Source organism: Pseudomonas sp. LjRoot277 (assembly GCF_964253845.1).
GTDB lineage: Bacteria > Pseudomonadota > Gammaproteobacteria > Pseudomonadales > Pseudomonadaceae > Aquipseudomonas.
Map to the genome: position 1 here is coordinate 3,102,034 of NZ_CAXURI020000001.1, position 18,789 is coordinate 3,120,822.

Consider the following 18,789-nt stretch of genomic DNA (forward strand, 5'->3'; position numbering starts at 1 on the left):
AAAGGGGTCGATTTGCCCGATCCGGGTCTGATCAAGGGTGCCACAGGCTCAGAACGGGTAGTGATGGCCTCCGGGCTGCCAGGTCACCCAATGGGCACGGGTAAACTCATCCAAGGCATAGTGACCGTTGAAGCGACCGAGGCCGGAATTCTTTTCACCACCGAATGGGGCATTGGGTTGGTCATCGACGGTGATGTCGTTGATATGGGTCATGCCCGCCACAATGCCACGGGCGAAGTTCAAGCCACGGGCCATGTCCCGGGTGAACACGGCGCTGGACAAGCCATACTCGCTGGCGTTCGCCAACGCCAATGCATGGGTTTCGTTTTCTGCGACCAGCAGCGGCAGCAGGGGCCCGAACGTTTCATCGCGGGCCAGTTCCTGATCGGCTCCCACTTCACCGAACACATGGGCAGGCAGCACCAGCCCGGATGCCGGGCCGCCGCAAAGCTGCTTGAGGTCGGCACTCCGGGCGCCATCGAGCTTACGCAGCAGGCCATCGAGCTGGCTCTTATTGACGACGGGCCCGATCACCGTGTCGGCCTTGGCCGGATCGCCCGTCTTGAGGTTGCGCACGCGCTCCACCACCAGCGCCGCGAAATCGGCATACAGCGAGCGGTCGACGATCACCCGGTTGACGCTCATGCAGATCTGGCCCTGGTGCAGGAAACGCCCGACCACCGCGGCGTGTGCCGCAATTTCGATGTCAGCGTCATCCAGCACCACCAGCGGCGCGTTGCCGCCCAGTTCCAGGGCCACGCGCTTGATGTGTTTGCCACCGGTGGCAATACGGCCGACATTGCGTCCCACATCCGTCGAACCGGTGAAGGAAATCAGGCTCGGCACCGGGTGCTCGACGAAGGCATCGCCGATTTCCGAGCCTGCCCCAACCACGACGTTGAGCGAACCCTCGGGGAAGCCGGCTTCTTCGAACAGGTGGGCAATCAGCAGGCCGCCGGTCACCGCTGTGTCGCTGGCGGGCTTGAGCACGATCGTGTTGCCCAGGGCGAGTGCCGGCACCACCGAGCGCATGCTCAGGTACAGCGGGAAATTCCATGGGCTGATCACGCCCACCACACCCAGGGGTTCACGGAAGACAAAACTCTGTTCGCCAGGCTTGTAGCTGGTCAGGATCCGACCTTCTACCTGCATCGGCATCGTCGTGCATTCGCGCACCAGGTTCAGCGTGAATTGCCATTCCATGCTCGCCTTGATCCGGGTGCTGCCGGACTCGTGGATCAGCCAGTCGATGATCTCCTCACGGCGGTTCTGGATGACCTGGGCGAGCTTTTCAAATTGTGCGCCGCGCTGGGTGGGGTGCAGTTGTGCCCACGCTGCCTGCGCCTGGTGCGCGGCCTGATAGGCGTCGTCGAGATCGGCAATCGAGGCCAGGGGCATCTCCAGCAATTGTTCGCCATTGAAGGGATTGCGGTCGTCCAGGCGGCGTGCGGAGCGCCCTGCACGCCAGGTGCCGTTAATGTATTGGTCGCCGTTGATGACGTAGGGCGCGAGCGGTTGAGTCGTCATGGTCTTTTACCTTTGGAGGCAGGTGGTCGCCTCGTTTAGAAATTAAGGGTGCAAACGCCGATGGGGAAAACTGCTCAGCTCCTGATCCAGGCGCGGCCCCAGGAATTGAGTGTGTATTCCTCCTGTGCCCAGACACCGGGTTGGCGGGAGGCATCGGTGACTTCGAGCTCGGCCGAGAACTCCAGGCGGTTGCGATCGGCATCGACCACCATGAAGAACAGATTGTTGCCCGGCCCATGTCGGCCGGGGCCGAAGAAAATGGTGATGCGCTCCTTGGCGAAGCGATCACCCCAGTCGCGGATGTCATTCCATTCGTTGGTTTCGTAACAGTGGTGGTCCCACTCGTTTTTCGAACCGCGGAAAAACGCCAAGGTGTGGTGTTCGTCGTCCGAGCGCAGGAAGCACGTCGTGAGTTGGCCGGTCTGCTCGTCCACGACATTGTCCGAAACGGTAAAACCCACCGTGTTGACGTAGAAATCAATCATGGCTTCCAGCTCCGTGGTCTGGAACACCACGTGCTGCAAGCGACCCGGCATGCCTGGGTGAGGGGCGCGGAGGGCAGGGGGAGCGACGCCAAATATCGTTTGCCGGCCCTGGGGGTCGCGGATCAGGAAGGCCCCCGGCTCAAGCAGCGGCGAGTCGGTCTCTTCGATGACGCAGCCATTGCCGAGCAGGCGACCCCGCAGTTCTTGCAGTCGAGGTTGGCTGCCCAAGTCGAACGCTGCCGCGAGCAGGCCGCTGTGGTCGGCGGGAGACACGAGCATGGCGCGTTGCGGGCCGCTGAGCATCCAGCTGCCATCGGCTTGCGGCTGGCTGTCCATGTCCAGCATCCGCCGATAGAAATCGATTTGCCGTTGCGCGTCCTTGCTCGCCAGGTGCAGGTAGCACAGGCGTGCAGGTGTGGAAGTTTGGAGTGTTTGCATAACCACCTCTGTGCTTGAAGGTTCAATGAAAGACGGGCGCGATGCTCGGCTCAATTGCGCTGCTGTGGGCCACGGCGATGCCGAACAGCGACTGCAACGATTCGGCGGTCTGGGTTTCGGTAGCCTTGTCGAAAATCGCGGCGATATAGCGATCCGGGCGTAGCAGCAGGAACGGGTGTGAATCGCCCAGCAGGGTTTTGAGCTGGCCTTCACGGTCCTGGAGCACCGTGCAGCCCGGGATCGACGGCATGGCATGGACGGACGCGGGCAGGATCAGGATGCGTCTGGCTTCAAGGTGGCTCCAGAGGCCATGCTGGAGTTCATCGATACGCTGGCGGGTCGGGTCGCCGTATTGAATCAAGGCGAAGCCGGCGCCGATGGCGTCATCGAGCAGGCGTTCCTGGCCGTGGGCGTCGGTGAGCATCGGTTGCGGGAACATCTGTCCGCAGGACAACGTGCCTGCTTGCCCCTCGGTCAGCACCAGGCCCCGGGTGAAGCGGGGTTTGGGCTTGAAGCGCATTTGCAGGAAGTAATCGCGCAACGGCGGCAACAGGCCGATCAAGGCGAATGCGCTACTGATCAGGCGAGCGCGCAGGACGGTGGCTGGTGCCATGACCACGCCGAGGTTCAAGGCCAACTTGATCAATGCCCACGCATGATCACGACGCTCGCTTTCGTAGGACAGCAGTGCGCTTTCCGCCATTTTTCCCTTCAGCACGCCGACCAGCTTCCAGCCCAGGTTGTGGGCATCGCGAACGCCGCTGTTCATGCCTTGCCCAGCATAGGGCGGGGTCAGGTGTGCGGCGTCGCCGGCGAGAAACACCCGTTGCACCTGCCACTGCTCGGCGACCCGGGCATGGAAGGTGTAGACCGTCTTGCGCACGATGGAAACCGGAGCGTCGCCCTTGAACGGGTGTAGCATTGCTTGTAGGCAGGTTTCGTCGAGCACCTGTTCGTCCGTTTCATCGGGCTTGAGCAGGAACTCGAATCGGCGCGTACGGTGAGGGCCGGGCACTTCCACCACCGGACGCCTGGCGTCGCAATACACGCGGGTCTGCCAGAAGGGGTCGTCGTCCTGGTCGGTATCGACCACCAGCCAGCGCGAGGAGAAGCTCGAACCTACCATCTCGATCCCGAGTTGCTTGCGCACCGGGCTACGCCCGCCGTCGCAGGCCACCAGGTAAGCCGCGTGGACTTCCATCAGTTGCCCTTCGGCGTCACGCACCAGCGTGCACACGCCGTGTTGGTCCTGGGTGAATTCCACCAGCTCGTGGCTGAACCGAGCCGTCAGGCTGGCAAAACGTTCGAGGCCTAGCCTGAGGGTGTTTTCAAACAGCGGTTGGCGAAACGCGTTGCGCTTGGGGAAGCCATACAGCTTGCCGGTCGGCTCGACCTTGCCGAAGCAGCGACCGCCGGGCCGGGTGAAGTAATGCACGCCGTAGCCGGGCACGACATCACGCAGCACGGCAGCATCCAGCCCGATGGCCTGCATGGTGCGCAAGGACTCATCATCGATTGAAACCGCCCGTGGCTCGGTCACGGTGCCCGGCTTGCGGTCGATGATCAGGGTGTCCACATCGGCTTGGCCGAGCAGGTTGGCCAGGGTCAGTCCGGTAGGACCGGCACCGATGATCAGGACCTGGGTGTTGATGCGTTTGAGGGTTGTCATTGTTATTCCCTTCCGGATGGCTCAGCCCAGTGGCTTGGCGCGGTTGGCGAGCGCAGCCATGCGTTGCGACAGTTCCTGCGCCAGGGCAAGGATCTGCTGTCCTTGTGTCTCTTCCTGGGCACTGTCGCGTTCTCGCACCGGGCGCACGCAACTGATGCTGCCAACGACCTTGCCATCGCCGTCGAAGATCGGCGCGGCCAGGCCATAGACGCCCGCGTCGACTTCACCTGCGCTGGCCACATAGCCTTGGCGACGCAGTTGCTGCAACGAACGACGGAACTGTTCCCAGGTCTGGCCCAGTTGACTGGCGCGCGCCTCTTCGGAGTGGTCGAGAAACAGCTGGCTGTGTTGACGCGGGGTCATGTTGGCGAGGATCGCCTTGGACGTCGCACCCAGGAACAACGGCCTGGGCGAACCACGGGAGTAGCTGACCTCGCTGAACAAGTCCCCGTGCTGGTGAATGCACACGACCTGGTCCTTGAACAGCCGGCAGATCAGCCAGACCTGTTGTTCGCTCCACTGTGGGAAGTTGGGCTCAAGCGCTTGTGCGGCGCGCACAAGGGGGTCGCTCAGGCGCAACTGGCGGTCCCAGGTAATGATCCGTGCGCCCAGAGCATAACGCCCGGCTTCGACCTGGAACAACAGGTTGGCCTCGGCCAATTCGCGCACGTAGCGGTAGATCGTCGAACGGGTAAAACCCAAGGCGCCGCCCATGTCATCCACCGCCCAGATCGGGCTCTGTTCGGTGAACAGGTCGAGTACCCGCAACATGCGCTCCAGGCTCGAGCCTTTGTTGTCGCCATCCTGCTCGGGCAGGTGTTCAGGGGTGTGTAGGTTTTCCATGCTCACTGCTCGTCCACGATGCTGTTGCGCAGGGTGCCGATTCGAGCAATCTCGACTTCCACCTGATCGCCTGGCTTCATCCATACCGGCGGCTCGCGGAACGCTCCGACACCGCCAGTGGTGCCGGTGACAATCACGTCACCCGGGGCCAGTTCGGTGAAGGTGGAGCAGTACTCGATCAGCTGGCGCACATCGAAAATCATGTCGCTGGTGCGGGTGTGCTGCATCACTTGGCCATTGAGGCGGGTGGTCAATTCCAAATCCTGCGGGTCGCCGATCTCATCGCCGGTCACCAGCCAGGGGCCGAAACCGCCGGTATTCGGGAAGTTCTTGCCGGGGACGAACTGAATGGTGTGCTTCTGCCAGTCGCGGACACTACCGTCGTTGTAGCAGGCATAACCGGCGACGTAGTCCAGCGCGTCGGCATGTTTGACGTGGCGGGCCGCTTTACCGATCACCACTGCCAACTCGCCCTCGAAATCAAGCTTGTGGGACGCGGTCGGGCGAACGATGGGTTGCAGGTGGGCAGCCTGGCTGTCGGCGAAGCGGGTAAAGATCATCGGATAGGTCGGCATTTCCCGACCGGTTTCGCGCACGTGAGTGGCGTAGTTGATGCCGATGCACAGCACTTTGCCCGGGTTCGGGATCACCGGCAGGAACGTCACTTCAGCCAAGGGGATACGCGGCAGGCTTGCCAGGCGCGCAGCGCTCAGTTCGTTCAGACGGTTGTGGCCGATGGCCTGTTTGAGATCGCTGCCAAGGGTTGGCTTGAGCGATTCCAGGTCGATGATTTGATCACCTTCGACCACACCGTAGCTGCTACGGCCTTGGACAATAAAGCTTGCGAGTTTCATGGAGGCTCCTGGAGAAAGGGAGGGTGCAATGAGGGTTAATCTAGTCTTGCTATAAAATCCTGTAAAGTAGGATTTATACAAAAATCCTAAAATATGGAATTTATGTATTTTTTGGCGTTGCTGTACCTTTTGCGGACCTGGGGAGCAAGGGGAGGGGAGGCAGGCCGCCACCGCAGATGGCAGAGGCTGCGAGGGGGGGGCGCAAAAGGCTCTAAACCTGTGGGAGCGAGCTTGCTCGCGATGAGGCCAGCCAGTTCAATACTCATGTAACTGAACCGCCGCCATCGCGAGCAAGCTTGCTCCCACAGGGATTGTGCTTAATTGACGGGCATCAGAGCCCGATGCCAATCAATCGCTCGGTGCCCAGCAGCCATGCAGCGACATGCGCATCCGGAAGGGAATCCTGATCCGGGCAATGGGACCGCTGGCCATGTCACGGGTGTCCAGCACGACCAGTTCACTGCGCCCTTCGGCAATGAGGTTGAGCAGGGCAACCACGTAGCCATCGGCTTCCTCTGCATCCGCCGAGCGCGGTATGAAGATAGGCTCCTGGAAGCATCCGCTGTCGCCGGGAAACCAGGCGTCGGTGCGGCCTGTCTGCAGGTCCAGGTGCGCCAGCAGGTTGAAAAACTGGAAGGGTATCGGCCCATTCGCCGGGTTGTAAGGACGCTCAGGATCAAAGGCGAGCAGAAAACCATGCTGGTACTTTCGACCGATGTAGCGATCATCACACCGTGGAAACTCGCAGGGATATTCCGTCAGTGGCTGCGGTTGAACGTCCTCCTGCGCGCCATTCAGGTTGAAGGTCCAGCGCATCAGGCTGGCGGCCAGGGTTTCAGGCGGTGGTACGTAGCCGTCGGCCTGGGGGAAGAAGTAAAAGATGTTGCCGCCGGTGACCGGCATGTCGACATACACCTTGCCGTCCTCATCGAACGCATTGAGTGTGTGCCCCTGGAAGCCGTCCTTGGGCCCCTTGAACCAACGTACATCTTGCGCACACCCGTTACGCGGCACGACCGCGAACAGCTGAGGCAGATCGGGTTGCCACTGGAAATGCGGCCCGCCGTTTTTCATGCGCTCGACGTCCACCGTCAACGGAATCAACGGGAACACCACGTACCGTTCGGTCACCGCGAAATCATGCACCATCGCCGCATAAGGCGCCTGGAACCAGATCTCGTGCAGCAGTTTTCCGTCCGGCGAGAGTTCGAAGTAGGCCAGGTCAGGCGTGCCGTCGCCTTTGGCCTCATAACTACAGGCCAGCAGGTTGCCTGTCACCGGATCGAGCTTGGGGTGGGCGGTGAACGTCGCGGCTTTGATCTGCCCATCAAAGGTCCATTCGCCGAGGGTCTCCAGGGTTTCGAGATCCATCGCCCAAGGCAGGGCATCTTCCTTGAGCGCCAACAGGACGCCGTTGTGAGGGATAACGGTGGTGTTGGCGGTGGTGTTGTTTTTCGCCGCGAGAGGGTCATTGGTGTAGACGTTTCGATAGACGCCGTTGAGCGAACGACCTTCACGACGCTGGGCCAGCAGGCGATCGGTCTTCACGTAGCGGCGTCGCATCGAGACTTTGCCATTGGCAAAGTTGAAGCGGCTAACCACGCCGTCGCCGTTGAAAAAAATGTCGTTACCCAGCATGGGGGGGTACTGCGGGTCTGGCGCCACCTGATAAAAAGTCCCACAGATCGAAGCGGGCAGGATGCCTTCGATCTCAAGATCGAACACCTCTGCTTCCACGCGGCTGGGCGTGTAGAGAGCGCGGGAAAATTCAGGGGTTTGAGGGAATGGAATACTCATCAGGCAATCTCGTCAATGTGCGGGTTCGTTCATGTTCAGGCCGATTGCGGGGACATCGCCGGCCCGGAAGGCTTCACGCCGCGGCGAAAGCGTGCAACTACCAGGCACGAGATCACCAAGGCTAGCAGATAGGCTGAGGCGGCCAGCCAACCGACCGCGCGGAAGTGTCCCTCGCCCACGACCAGTGCGGCGCCAAACGGGCCGAGTCCCTGGCCGATGAAAATCGCAGCGTTACCCAGGCCTGCCAGTCGACCGGAAGGGTCCAGTTCCGCCGCCATGGAAAGCAGATAGGGCAGGCTGAAAAACCAGACCATATGGATCAGGCAGGCCGTGGTGATAAAGGCCATGGGGCTGGTCCCGTAGACCATGATCAAGGTCGCCAGCAATGCCGTGCCGAAGCTCAACAGTTGCGGAAACAACAGGCCCAGGCGCCGTCCGATCAGCCCGGCCAGACCGGCGCCAAGGGCACCGGCAAGGATGCTGCCGCCGAGGATGCCGCCAATCTGCTGGGGTTCCAGGCCGATGCTCTTGCCGATGCGTTCCTGGTACACCCACAATGCCGAGTGGCCGAAGAACAGCAGGGCAAACAGCAGGATCAACAGCATGGCGGTGAGACCGAATGGTTGGATCGAGCCACTGGCCGCGCGATGGGCCTCCGGGTAGCGCTTGGGCACTCTCCAGCAACCCAGCGCCGCGAGCACGCTAGTGATCGCCAACAGGGAAAACGCGCCATTCACGCCAAATGCTTGAAGGACCAGCGGCATGGAGGTCACCAGCAGCATGCCCCACAGCAGGTTGCCGATGTTGATGACGGCGAAGGTCGCATCCTTGGACGTGCGCAGCGCTGCGGTGGCATAGACAACCGCCATGACCGCGCCGCCGCTGGCGCCGCAGATCATCCTGGAAATGACCAGTCCAGCCTGGCTGTGCAGTTGTGTGCTGACCAGGTTACCCAATGCCAGGATCAACAAGGCCACCAGGGCGAAGCGGCGCCGGTCGACTCTCGCCATGAACAGGGCGCAGACCCCGCAAGCGATGGCCATCGCCATGAGTTCCGCGGAGAAGATAGCGCCGATTGCATTGAGTGGCAGGCCGAGCTGGTCGATCAAGGCACCGCCCAGGATCGGCTGGATCTGTAGCGTCCCCAGGGAAATGACCATCATCAGGCAGATGGCGCCCAGTGATTTTTTGCTGTCGATGGAGTCGAGTGCGTTCATGAAGCATCACCTCAGGTAAAGAGCCTGCTCATGCGTAAGCCGGCCTACACGTCAATCAGAACTTGTGAACGTAGCGAACCTGCACCTGGTAATCCGCTCGGGAGCGATTCTCGACGCCGGTTTCTTTATAGGTGTTGAGCCAGAAGGCTTTGTCTTCGGTGATTTTCCAGAACAGGCCCGGGCCAAAGCCCAGCACCTTTTCCCGGGAATCAGTCAGGGTGTTGCCGTTGACCTTGTCATCCGAAATCTGCCGGAAGTAGTAGCCGTTGATGCCGACCGAGACCTTCGGAAACACTTCGTACGAGGCGGTGAAGTTGGCCCATGCCGACTGTCCTGACTGGGTGTCGCGTACCGCTTGCCCTTCAAAGAACTGCTGCGAACTGCTCGCCGGATCGTCGTTCTTGAAGTTGTACAGATAGTTCAGTCTCCAACTCACTTCCCAACGGGGTGCCGGCATCCAGGTCGCTGCCCAGTAGGGGTTCAGGGAGAAGTGGTTGGTGCCAGGGTTCATGTCTTTGTCTTTGTCGTACTTGCCCGTTGGCAGGATGGTGTCGAAGGCCATGCGCTGCACGAAAACCGGCCGGCCGCTGGCGTCGACAATCGGATCGAACTGGACCTGTGGCCCCACCGTAACATCGCCCAGGCCAGTGGCGTTGTCCTTGAGCTTGGCACCGTTGTCACCGAAGTCGCCGTCCAGTGACACGACGGGTACCAGCAGGCTCCAACCCAGGTGTGCCCCTCCCGCGAAGGTGTCGGGCGAGTAGTAGCTCAACTGATTGATCATCGTGATGACGTTGATCTTCGGGTCATCGAAGGCGCCGTTTTTCTTGCCGCCGTTGGTCCTGATGCTGCTGGCGGTGCTGAACTTCAGGTAGGTCTGGTGAGTCAGCCCGGGTGGCCCTGCAAACCCGTCGTAGAAGCTGGTGCCGCCCAGGTTGATACCGCTGGGTTGGCTTACGGAAGGTGGAGGAGGGCCGTCGGCTGCGTGGGCGGCAAATAACGCGAAGCTGAGTGCCAGGCACGCTGGCAGGGATTTGGTCAGGCTCATTGAAGTGGCTCTATTCTTGGAATTGTGAGCGGGGGAATGTCCCTTGGCACTTCGACTTTAAATCTCTGTGGTGGATGATGCTTGAGCGCAACGGCCATAGTTGACTGAGCGTGCCATGATGGGGGCAATAACCCTCAACGCGGACAATGCTTCAGTCATCGGCGAGTTGAACCTGGCTTGAGGTAGAACCTAGTAGTGTGTCTTGGATTAATTCCCTTTCTTCCTCTTGATGCAACCAAAAAACAAGTCCAGGATTAAGTCTTATCCGGCCTAGGCAAGAAAACAAACCCCTTATATTTCAATGAGTCGGATACCGGATGCGAATCTTGTTTCCCGCTCCAAATATTGCGCTGCAGAGTTCCACTGAATTCTGCAAGCGATTGAAATCAGGACCTTCGGGTCCTTTTTTCGTTCCGGCGGGAACCACTGAAATCCAGCACCATCCAGTGCTTTTAAGTCCTGAATTGAGTCCAGAATGAGAGTCTTGAATTCGGACGTTCACTGAATCGGTTTGTTGCTGGAGCAGCTTGGATAGCGAGATGAGCATCTGGCCCTGACTCTGATCAGTAGCTCGCTATGGCATCTCGGATACCACCGTTTCGAGTAAGGCGCCGATTACATGCTGATATCCGGTCTCGCTGCGCTCATTGAGCTTGCCTTGTGTCTTAACGAGTGCGCGTAAACTTTCCCGTTCCAAACCGATGGCCGTGAGTTCTTCAAGGATCTCACGAAGGGCGGCGTCACTGTGTTTGAGCGCTACCTCAAGCGCATCTCGGTCAGCTTGCAACGTCAGGTAAGTCCCAAAGCTGATTTGCTCATTCTCAGCGGGTAGTTTCCCAAATAGGAACGCCGGACGTTGATCGGGATAATGATGAAACATCCACCATTTAAGGTCTGTATGCCTGATGGTTAGAAGTCTGCAGTCGATGGGGGTTCCAGGTGCTACCGTCACGCCGAAAACGCCAAAAGGAAGTTCATGGTTGCGCACTGCATCGAAGATTTTTTCAGTGTTGGCGTGCAGGCATGACCACTGGGGGAAAGTCGTAGGCAGAATTGCGGGGCAATCCTTGGCAGACTCAAGAATTTGAGATTCAAAAGCCATTAGATTACACCAACGTATGGCGGCATCTATGGGACGATAAAATACTTTTTCCAGCGGATTGCAGCTGTGGGGCATGTACATAGGAGCGGCCTCATCTCTGAGGGAACAGATCCGCTAGTTACGTTTGAGGCTTGTACTGATGAGAGCTTCCGTGCGGTGACTGTTCCTTGAGTCAGTTTACTTTTTTTATAGATTAACACCCTGTTGGAAAACAGATTGAAAGGAATCCCAGCGATCTGAGCCCTGCTGAATACAGGAGTCGGACCGTTTGGGCTATAACATCGCAGGGTCGCGCAGTTGCAGCTTAAGGCAAGGCCAACACATGCCGAGAGTCTGGTAGATTTCACACCCATCATTCGGCGCGACCGCCGAGCACTTCAGCGACCCAGTCGGCAATGTACTGACCGGCATTGATGCTGTTATCAAAACTCGAATGCTGCACGCCACCCTCACGTTCGGTGAAGACTTTCAGCTCGCGTCTGGGGCTGTTTACCAACTGCTCGTAGGTGCGGTGTGCCCACTTCAGTGGAATCTGCGAATCCTTTTCACCGTGGGTGACGAGGAACGGCACCTTGATGCGATCGAGTATGCCGTCCAGGTGGACGTTCTCGGCGATGGTCATGAACTCATCGGTGTCTTTGGCGCCCCATACCCAGGCCACATGCGACCAGTAATGCGGAACCGGGAAGCTGCCTTCCTTTTCCAGGCGACGCTTCTGCACATCGCGCCAATCATGGTTGGCACCCCATACCACCCCGCAAGCGAAGCGCGGCTCGAAGGCTACTGCTCGCGGGCAGTAATAGCCGCCGAGTGATACGCCTTCCAGGCCAATGCGTTTGGCGTCGACATCGTCGCGGGTTTCCAGCCAATCCACCACGCGGCTGGCCCAATGTTCGCTGTCAAAACGCGCAGTCAGGTTATGCAGGCGCAGTGCTTCGCCGGTGCCGGGTTGGTCGATGATCAACGACGACACGCCACGTTTGGCCAGCCAGGCGGGCAGGCCGACGCGGTATTTCATTTCTTTGGTGGAATCCAGTCCATTGACCTGCACCAGAATCGGCGCTGGGCCGCTTACGCCTTCGGCACGAACCAGCAGACCGGAAATGTGTTTGCCTTCGTAAGGGATCTCAACGCGTTCGCAGTTTTCTCGCGCCAGTTCGATACCGCGTTGGAAGGTGTGTAGAAAACGCTGGTACAGCTCCGTACGGCCAGGGGCACCATGGGCCTGCAGGCGTTCGCAGCTCAGGTAATAGGTCGCGGCGCGGTTGTATTTTTCACCGGCAGACAACATTCGACCCTTGCCTTCGTCTTCTTCAGCCAGGCCGCACAGCTTGTCGGCCATGTTCGCCCAGGTTTCACGGAAGGCCTTGCTGCCGGCGGCATCCGGCTGCTTGGCGGCTTCTTGCAGTGGCGCGCACATCTCCTCGATTTCGCCGATGCGGGCGCCCATTTCAATGGCCAAGTCAACGGAGAGATTCCACACGTAGTTGGTCGGGAAGTAGCGAAACATGATGGTGATTGTCCTTGTGCAAGCAAAGGCAGGCAGCCAGGGCTGGAGCGGGGATAGCAGACCTGGCGGTTCGAAGCAGGCTAAGGGGAGGCCCATTGTTTGGCCAATCGCGAGTCGGGATGGGAGGTATTGCGAACGGAGATAGAGCGTATGTGCGCCGTTGACCTAAGGGTTTTCTACTCACCGTTCAAGCAGCAAATCCGGATACCTATCATCGTACTTTGCGATTGCTCATAACGCAGGATGCGATTGGTGTCGTTGAGGTAGGACTCACTAGAGTTGGCACTGCACCGCGCCGTTGGCTGGAGTTCCGGGCGCGCACAACAACAAGAACAAGGTATCGGCAGATGAGTGAGTTCAACTTCGGCACAGCGATCAGCCTGGGCGCCAAGGGCAGGCTGTTTTTCCACGACCGTGCGAGGAGTTGGACATGCTCGTACTGAATCGCGTGCTCGCGAATCTGTCGGTGGGGGTCAAGCTGTCGCTGGGTTTTGGCTTGGTGCTGCTGGTTACCTTGGGGGTAGCGCTCACGGCTTTTCGTTCCCTGGGTGTGTTGCAGCAGCGCGGTGAGCAATCGCGTCAGGAGTCATCGATCCAGGCACTGATCCTGCGTGCGCGTATCGCCGAAAAGGCATTCGCCCTGGATCTCGCCCCGCAGCGTCTGGACCAGGTCCGCGAGACGATCAGCAAGCTGAGTCAGCAACTCGATGATGATCGGGCCAATAGCGCAGCGCGCGCCACCGTACGCACGGCCGTCAGCACTTATCTGGAGCAGTTTCTCGGCTATGCCGATTCGTTGCGTCGGGCTCGCGAAGCGCGCCTGCGCATGCAGGCACTGGCGCAGACGGCTGGCGACAGTTTTACCCTGCTGTTTCTCGATCAACTGGATGCGCTTAACACTCGGTTGGGGCAGGGGACACCGCCGAGCAGCGACCAAATGGTGTTGCTTGAGCAGACGGCCGCGCTGCGGGACAAACTCGCCAAGCTGCGTGACAGCGAACTGTACTACTCGCTCGATGGCGAGGAGCGTTACCGCAGCGACTGGGAAATGAGCATGAGTGACCTGCTGGCCGCCATGCAGGCGCTCGATCTTGGCGAGCAGCAAGGCGAGTCGCTGCAGGAGGCGAGCACTGCGCTGGGCGACTACCGCAAGGCCTTCCTCGAGTTCGTCGACAGCCGTAAGCAAAGCGCGCAAAGCAGTGCGGCAATGAACGGGCAAACCGAGCAGGTGAGCAAGCTGCTGGCCGAGGCCGATGAACAGCAAAGGCAGGCGGTGCTGGACGATAACCGCGATGCCGATCGCCAATTGGGCTTGATCACTGTTTTGGCGCTGGCCTTGGGCATGGGTGCCAGTCTGCTGATCCGCCAATTGATTGTGCAGCCGCTGCGCCAGGCCGTGCAGCTGGTCCAGCGTGTGGCAGCGGGGGACTTGAGTGATCCGCCGTCAGACAGTGGTCGTCGTGATGAGTTGGGCCAACTGTTGGGCACCGTGGGCAACATGCTGGGCAGCCTGCGCGGATTGGTCGGGCGCATCGACCGTGGTGTCGGCTCGCTTAACGGCATGGCCGGCAGCCTGGCTGAAGTGACCCTGAGCAACAGCCGTGGTGTCGAACACCAACGCCAGGAAACCGAGCTGGCCGCCACCGCCATGCAACAGATGGCCGCCACGGCGCAGGAGGTCGCCCGTAACGCGGGTGAGGCCAGCGAAGCGGTGGCGCATGCCGACCAACAAGCGCGCGAGGGCGATGAGTTGGTGCGTCAGGCGGCTGGCAAGATCGACCATCTGGCCGTGGAGATGAGTGGTTGCGCTGAAGCCATGCGGTCGTTGCTTGTAGAGAGCGCGGCGATTGGTGGCGTGCTCGATGTCATCAAGGCGATGGCCGAGCAGACCAACCTGCTGGCGCTCAACGCCGCCATCGAGGCCGCGCGGGCGGGTGAACATGGTCGTGGTTTCGCCGTGGTCGCCGATGAGGTGCGCGGCCTGGCACGGCGCACCCAGCGTTCGACCACGGAAATAGAAGGGTTGATCGTTCGTCTGAGCGGTGTGGCCCAACACGCCGCCGAGCGCTTGCAAGGTAGCCATATGCTGAGCGATGAAGCCGTGGTGCTTGCCGCGCAAGCCTCCCAGGCGCTGGCACGGATCACCCGGGCGGTGTCCAGCATCGAGCAGATGAACCACCAGATCTCTGCGGCTGCCGAACAGCAGAGCGTGGTGGCCGAGCAAGTCAGCCAGAGTATGACGCGGGTGCGCGAAGTGGCTGAGGACAGTGCAAGGGAAAGCCTGCAGCTGCAGGTCTCAACGGCCGACTTGCAGCAGATTGGCGGCGAGCTCAAAGCGGCCGTCGGGCACTTCCGTACCTGACTCGCCTCCAGGCTGCGGCAGCAACTGCTGCTCCAGCTCGTTGATGATCTGACTGATTTTCGCCCGCAGCCAACGGTGCATCGGATCCCCCTCCATGGTCCGGTGCCAGAGCATGAACTCACGCATGACGGGGATTTTCACCGGTGGTTGCAGGATGCGCAGTGGCAGGTAATTGGCGTAGAGCCTGGCCATGCGCTGGAGCATGGTGGCGACGCGTTGAGTGCCGACGATCAGCTGCGGCAAGGTGTTGAAGTCATGGGTCACCACTTCCATGCGACGCGTGAAACCGTACTGGCTCATCAGCCATTCTTCGACGCTCAGTTGTCGGTTGCGGCCAAAGATCACAGAGACATGGCCCATCTCGATGTACTGATCGAGGCTGATGCTGTCGCCCACTAGGGTGTTGCCGTCCCACACAACGCAAACGTGCTCTTCTTCAAACAGTAGCTGCGATGGGTGGCCTTCGATGAGGTAGTGCTCAGGCACGATCATCATGTCGGCCTCACCGCGCATCAGCATCTCGGTGGACGTGTCGCCGGGGCCCAGCAGTTCGAACGTGATGTGCGGGGCTTCCAGGGAGATCTTCTGGATCACCCGGGCAAACAGCACGCTGATCAGATAGTCAGAGGTGATCAAGCGAAAATGGCGCTTGCTGGTGGCCGGATCGAACACCGGTTTGGCGGTGATCGAGGACTGGATCGTCAGCAGCACCTGGCGCACGGGCGCCGCCAGTTCGCGGGCATAGGGCGTGGGTTGCATCTTGCGTCCGACCTGCGCCAGCAGTTCATCTTCGAAGTAGAGGCGCAGCCTGCCCAGTACACCGCTGGTGGCGGATTGGGTCATGTGCAGGCGTTCGGCGGCGCGGGTGATGTTCTGCTCTTCCAGTAACACATCCAGCGCCACCAGGAGGTTGAGATCCAAGTGGTTAAAACGCATGGCGGTCTCGATTTTTGTATTTGTTTTGTAAATACCTTCCGGCGTTCCTATCGCGGCGTCAAGTCCCTCGAGGGGGCGAATTGACCGACGAGTATTCGAACTCCCCCGTCGTTGGCTCGGTGCAGACAGGTATCGCGTTTGCCGATAGGTCGCATCCCGACAAGCGATTAGTCAGTGAGTTTGTACCCCTTCAGTATCGGCCCACAGTCGGTTGGCCGTGACGCTTTATCGACTCCAAGACCAGCCTCGGCAGCGCTCCGCCTGGCACGGCTCCCGTAAGCGGGGTGCTGGCCTGCGCTGAATAATTACAATGGAGTGGTAACTCAATGAACATCATTGGCCTTGATGCCTTGATTTTTGGCGTCGACGACATTCAAGCCTGTACTCATTGCCTGCGTGACTACGGCCTGCAACCCGTCGATGTCGACAGCCAGGGCGGTCGCTTTGAAGCCCTCGACGGCACTGCTGTGATTATCCGCCGTGCTGACGATGCCCTTCTGCCGGCGGCTATCGGGCCTGCCCCGTCGATTCGTGAAACCGTTTACGGAGTGGCCGGCGCAGCTGATCTTGAGGCCATCGCCGATGAGTTAGGACGTGATCGCCTGGTGACCCGCGGTGCTGGTGGTTCCGTGCACAGTGTGGACGATATGGGGTTTGCCATTGGTTTCCAGATCAGTGTGCGGCGTCCGTACAACGCGCCGGCCGACCTGACCAATGCACCGGGTCATGCCCCCCAGCGCCCGGTCAACCAACCGGGCATCAGCCCCGATATGCAGGCCTTGCCGCGGACCCTGTCCCACGTGGTGTATTTCGTGCCGGATGCGGCGAAGGCTGAGGCCTTTTACAAACGCCTGGGCTTCATGACCACCGACACCTTTGTTGGCGCCGGTCCGTTCATGCGTCCAGCCGGTTCCGATGACCATCACTGTCTATTCATGATCCAGACGCCACCGCATATGAAGGGCTGCGAGCACTTCACCTTTCACATGGGCAGCGGCACGGAAGTGCTGTTGGCCGGTCGACGTTTCGAACAGCAAGGCTGGACCAGCTTCTGGGGCCCAGGCCGTCATCTCTTCGGCTCCAACTGGTTCTGGTATTTCAACAGCCCATTGGGCTGCCACATCGAATACGACGCCGACATGGACAAGCACGATGATGCCTGGCAAGCGCGCCAGGCGCCGTTGTCGGCGGATAACTCGCAATTGTTCCTGTTCACTTCCCGGGAAAAGTGGTTCCCGAGCGGCCCGCCGCCCAAGCAGGCCTGAGTGCGGAATTCGTCCATGAGCCACGACGCGATTGTTCTCTGTCGCCTGGATGAATTGGCCGAAGGGCAGGCCCGCGGGTTCGATCCTTTGGGTTCGGGCAAGGACAGCGTGTTTGCCCTGCGTCACTGCGGCGAGGTGCGGGTCTATCGCAACAGTTGCCCGCATCTGGCTGTGCCCCTGGAGTATCGCAAAGACCGTTTTCTCAGCGCCGATGGTAGCCAGATCGTCTGTTACGCCCACGGTGCCCGGTTCCTTCCAGACAGTGGTCTGTGCGTCTACGGGCCGTGTCTGGGGGAGCGCCTGAGTGCTCTGCAATGGCAGGCGGAGGCCGACTGGCTGGTGCTCGAAGCGGGTCAATTGGAGGTGTGTGCACTCTAAGTAAAGTATCGCGTTTGCTGATACATCGTATCCCTACATGCGATTAGTCAAACACCTGCTTTGCCGAGAAAGTGAGCACAACGCGGTAGCGAATGCGTGCAGAAGTATCCGGTAACGAGGCCTGAAATCGTTCCGGCAGAACGCTAGCGTGAATAACAAGAATAAGAGTGAGGCAAGCATGAACTCAGTGAAAAAAGTGCTTATCGTCGGTGGTGGTATCGGTGGTTTGTGCGCCGCAATCGCTTTGCGTCGCAAGGACATCGAAGTCGATCTTGTCGAGCTCAAGACGCAGTGGACGGTCTACGGCGTTGGCATCATCCAGCAGAGTAATGTCGTGCGCGAGATGGCCAAGTTGGGTGTGTTGGACGGCTACCTCGGTGCCGCCTACGCGTTCGAGGATGTGACCATCAATACCACGGGCGGTGAACAGCTGGCGCGAATCCCCGGTCAGCGCTTGGCCGGCCCCGAGTATCCAGCCAACGTCGGCATCTCGCGCCTGGCTCTGCATCAAGTCCTCAGCGAAACCGTTGCTGCCCTTGGCGTCTCTGTCCGTCTGGGCCTGAGCGTCAAGTCGCTGGGGCAGGTGGGCGAGGGCGTTGATGTGCTGTTCACCGATGCCAGTCGCGGTCGTTACGACCTGATCGTGGGCGCCGATGGCCTGTACTCCCACATGCGCGGTTTGCTGTTCGGCGAGCAGTACCTGCCGCGCTTCACCGGCCAATCGGTGTGGCGCTACAACTTTCCACGTGCCGCTGGAATCGATCATCTGGCCACCTTCCAGGGACCCGTCGGCAATGCCGGGCTGGTGCCGCTGGGCCGCGACCAGATGTACCTCTTCGTGACCTCCCATGAGCCCGCCAACCCAAGGATGGAGGCCGCCACGCTGGCGACCCAGATGCGTCAGCGCCTGAGTGGTTTCACCGGGCTGATCGGCGAGCTACGCGAGCAAATAATCGACAGCGACCGGGTGGTCTACAAGCCGCTGGAGGTGGTGTTCGTCAGCGAGCCCTGGTACCGCGGCCGTGTTGTGCTGATTGGCGACGCGGTGCACGCCACGACGCCGCACCTGGGCCAGGGTGCCGGCATGGCCATCGAAGATGCCGTCGTGCTTGGCGAAGAGTTGGTCGCCGGCGGCAGCGTCGAACAGCAGCTCAAACGCTTTATGGCGCGTCGTTATGAGCGCTGCAAATTCATCAGCGACAGCTCGGTGCTGGCCGGTGACAAGGAAATGGCCCACGACAGCAGCTTCGACCGGATCGGCCTGGTCAGGCGGATGCTCGAAGTCACGGCAGAGCCCATCTGAGGCGCCGGCAAAACTGAATTCGCTCTCCCATGGATGCTTCATGCCTGTGCAGGCT

General features: G+C 60.2%; 15 protein-coding genes and 1 pseudogene. 5 read left to right on the plus strand and 11 right to left on the minus strand.

Annotation, left to right across the window (positions count from 1 at the left end; translation table 11 throughout):
- Positions 1-48: 48 nt before the first annotated feature.
- From ACSQ87_RS14720 to ACSQ87_RS14765, 10 genes are all read right to left on the minus strand, one after another.
- Positions 49-1,527 carry an aldehyde dehydrogenase family protein gene (locus tag ACSQ87_RS14720; protein ID WP_436273739.1) on the minus strand — a complete coding sequence of 493 codons (1,479 nt, stop codon included), beginning with the start codon at positions 1,525-1,527 and terminating at the stop codon, positions 49-51.
- 74 nt (positions 1,528-1,601) lie between these two features.
- Positions 1,602-2,450 (minus strand): VOC family protein, encoded by an 849-nt coding sequence (locus ACSQ87_RS14725; RefSeq protein ID WP_436273740.1) that lies wholly within the window; start codon positions 2,448-2,450, stop codon positions 1,602-1,604.
- Positions 2,451-2,472: 22 nt separating this feature from the next.
- The gene (locus tag ACSQ87_RS14730) at positions 2,473-4,119 is read right to left on the minus strand and encodes a bifunctional 3-(3-hydroxy-phenyl)propionate/3-hydroxycinnamic acid hydroxylase (protein WP_436273741.1); all 1,647 of its coding nucleotides are present in this window, start codon (positions 4,117-4,119) and stop codon (positions 2,473-2,475) included.
- 21 nt (positions 4,120-4,140) lie between these two features.
- On the minus strand, positions 4,141-4,962 hold the full coding sequence (locus tag ACSQ87_RS14735; RefSeq protein WP_095152989.1) for an IclR family transcriptional regulator: 822 nt from the start codon (positions 4,960-4,962) through the stop codon (positions 4,141-4,143).
- 2 nt (positions 4,963-4,964) lie between these two features.
- Positions 4,965-5,816 (minus strand): fumarylacetoacetate hydrolase family protein, encoded by an 852-nt coding sequence (locus tag ACSQ87_RS14740; RefSeq protein ID WP_436273742.1) that lies wholly within the window; start codon positions 5,814-5,816, stop codon positions 4,965-4,967.
- Between the two features lie 348 nt (positions 5,817-6,164).
- Positions 6,165-7,613: a carotenoid oxygenase family protein gene (locus ACSQ87_RS14745; RefSeq protein WP_436273743.1), complete on the minus strand. Its 1,449-nt coding sequence runs from the start codon at positions 7,611-7,613 to the stop codon at positions 6,165-6,167.
- Between the two features lie 35 nt (positions 7,614-7,648).
- Positions 7,649-8,830: an MFS transporter gene (locus ACSQ87_RS14750; protein WP_436273744.1), complete on the minus strand. Its 1,182-nt coding sequence runs from the start codon at positions 8,828-8,830 to the stop codon at positions 7,649-7,651.
- A gap of 55 nt (positions 8,831-8,885) precedes the next feature.
- On the minus strand, positions 8,886-9,878 hold the full coding sequence (locus ACSQ87_RS14755; protein ID WP_436273745.1) for a SphA family protein: 993 nt from the start codon (positions 9,876-9,878) through the stop codon (positions 8,886-8,888).
- 574 nt (positions 9,879-10,452) lie between these two features.
- Positions 10,453-11,061 carry a hypothetical protein gene (locus ACSQ87_RS14760; RefSeq protein ID WP_436273746.1) on the minus strand — a complete coding sequence of 203 codons (609 nt, stop codon included), beginning with the start codon at positions 11,059-11,061 and terminating at the stop codon, positions 10,453-10,455.
- 271 nt (positions 11,062-11,332) lie between these two features.
- On the minus strand, positions 11,333-12,490 hold the full coding sequence (locus ACSQ87_RS14765) for an alpha/beta hydrolase family protein (RefSeq protein ID WP_436273747.1): 1,158 nt from the start codon (positions 12,488-12,490) through the stop codon (positions 11,333-11,335).
- Between the two features lie 1,342 nt (positions 12,491-13,832).
- Between ACSQ87_RS14765 and ACSQ87_RS14770 the strand changes: the two are divergent.
- Together ACSQ87_RS14770 and ACSQ87_RS14775 are read left to right on the plus strand one after the other, a co-directional pair.
- A pseudogene (locus ACSQ87_RS14770) lies at positions 13,833-13,994 on the plus strand (HAMP domain-containing protein); the annotation flags it as partial.
- 57 nt (positions 13,995-14,051) lie between these two features.
- Positions 14,052-14,852, plus strand: a complete 801-nt coding sequence (locus tag ACSQ87_RS14775) for a methyl-accepting chemotaxis protein (RefSeq protein WP_436275093.1) — start codon at positions 14,052-14,054, stop codon at positions 14,850-14,852.
- On the opposite strand, the gene ACSQ87_RS14780 is transcribed toward ACSQ87_RS14775, so the two are convergent.
- A complete protein-coding gene (locus tag ACSQ87_RS14780) occupies positions 14,787-15,788 on the minus strand; it encodes a LysR family transcriptional regulator (protein ID WP_024777101.1) in 1,002 nt (333 codons plus the stop codon). The genes ACSQ87_RS14775 and ACSQ87_RS14780 overlap by 66 nt on opposite strands.
- A gap of 326 nt (positions 15,789-16,114) precedes the next feature.
- Here ACSQ87_RS14780 and ACSQ87_RS14785 point away from each other — a divergent pair, with 326 nt between their 5' ends.
- The 3 genes from ACSQ87_RS14785 (at position 16,115) to ACSQ87_RS14795 (ending at position 18,734) form a co-directional block, all read left to right on the plus strand.
- The gene (locus ACSQ87_RS14785; protein ID WP_436273748.1) at positions 16,115-17,053 is read left to right on the plus strand and encodes a VOC family protein; all 939 of its coding nucleotides are present in this window, start codon (positions 16,115-16,117) and stop codon (positions 17,051-17,053) included.
- Positions 17,054-17,068: 15 nt separating this feature from the next.
- Positions 17,069-17,431, plus strand: coding sequence for a Rieske (2Fe-2S) protein (locus ACSQ87_RS14790; protein ID WP_436273749.1), 363 nt, complete (start codon positions 17,069-17,071; stop codon positions 17,429-17,431).
- Between the two features lie 178 nt (positions 17,432-17,609).
- Positions 17,610-18,734, plus strand: a complete 1,125-nt coding sequence (locus tag ACSQ87_RS14795; protein WP_436273750.1) for an FAD-dependent oxidoreductase — start codon at positions 17,610-17,612, stop codon at positions 18,732-18,734.
- Positions 18,735-18,789 lie beyond the last annotated feature (55 nt).

What these genes read in the sequence shown, in the direction of transcription:
- ACSQ87_RS14725 (WP_436273740.1), bottom strand. Translation starts at nt 2,450, where the DNA reads ATGCAAACACTCCAAACTTCCACACCTGCACGCCTGTGCTACCTGCAC.
- ACSQ87_RS14745 (WP_436273743.1), bottom strand. Translation starts at nt 7,613, where the DNA reads ATGAGTATTCCATTCCCTCAAACCCCTGAATTTTCCCGCGCTCTCTAC.
- ACSQ87_RS14720 (WP_436273739.1), bottom strand. Translation starts at nt 1,527, where the DNA reads ATGACGACTCAACCGCTCGCGCCCTACGTCATCAACGGCGACCAATAC.
- ACSQ87_RS14760 (WP_436273746.1), bottom strand. Translation starts at nt 11,061, where the DNA reads ATGTACATGCCCCACAGCTGCAATCCGCTGGAAAAAGTATTTTATCGT.
- ACSQ87_RS14785 (WP_436273748.1), top strand. Translation starts at nt 16,115, where the DNA reads ATGAACATCATTGGCCTTGATGCCTTGATTTTTGGCGTCGACGACATT.
- ACSQ87_RS14795 (WP_436273750.1), top strand. Translation starts at nt 17,610, where the DNA reads ATGAACTCAGTGAAAAAAGTGCTTATCGTCGGTGGTGGTATCGGTGGT.
- ACSQ87_RS14750 (WP_436273744.1), bottom strand. Translation starts at nt 8,830, where the DNA reads ATGAACGCACTCGACTCCATCGACAGCAAAAAATCACTGGGCGCCATC.
- ACSQ87_RS14755 (WP_436273745.1), bottom strand. Translation starts at nt 9,878, where the DNA reads ATGAGCCTGACCAAATCCCTGCCAGCGTGCCTGGCACTCAGCTTCGCG.
- ACSQ87_RS14735 (WP_095152989.1), bottom strand. Translation starts at nt 4,962, where the DNA reads ATGGAAAACCTACACACCCCTGAACACCTGCCCGAGCAGGATGGCGAC.
- ACSQ87_RS14780 (WP_024777101.1), bottom strand. Translation starts at nt 15,788, where the DNA reads ATGCGTTTTAACCACTTGGATCTCAACCTCCTGGTGGCGCTGGATGTG.
- ACSQ87_RS14775 (WP_436275093.1), top strand. Translation starts at nt 14,052, where the DNA reads ATGGCCGGCAGCCTGGCTGAAGTGACCCTGAGCAACAGCCGTGGTGTC.
- ACSQ87_RS14740 (WP_436273742.1), bottom strand. Translation starts at nt 5,816, where the DNA reads ATGAAACTCGCAAGCTTTATTGTCCAAGGCCGTAGCAGCTACGGTGTG.
- ACSQ87_RS14765 (WP_436273747.1), bottom strand. Translation starts at nt 12,490, where the DNA reads ATGTTTCGCTACTTCCCGACCAACTACGTGTGGAATCTCTCCGTTGAC.
- ACSQ87_RS14730 (WP_436273741.1), bottom strand. Translation starts at nt 4,119, where the DNA reads ATGACAACCCTCAAACGCATCAACACCCAGGTCCTGATCATCGGTGCC.
- ACSQ87_RS14790 (WP_436273749.1), top strand. Translation starts at nt 17,069, where the DNA reads ATGAGCCACGACGCGATTGTTCTCTGTCGCCTGGATGAATTGGCCGAA.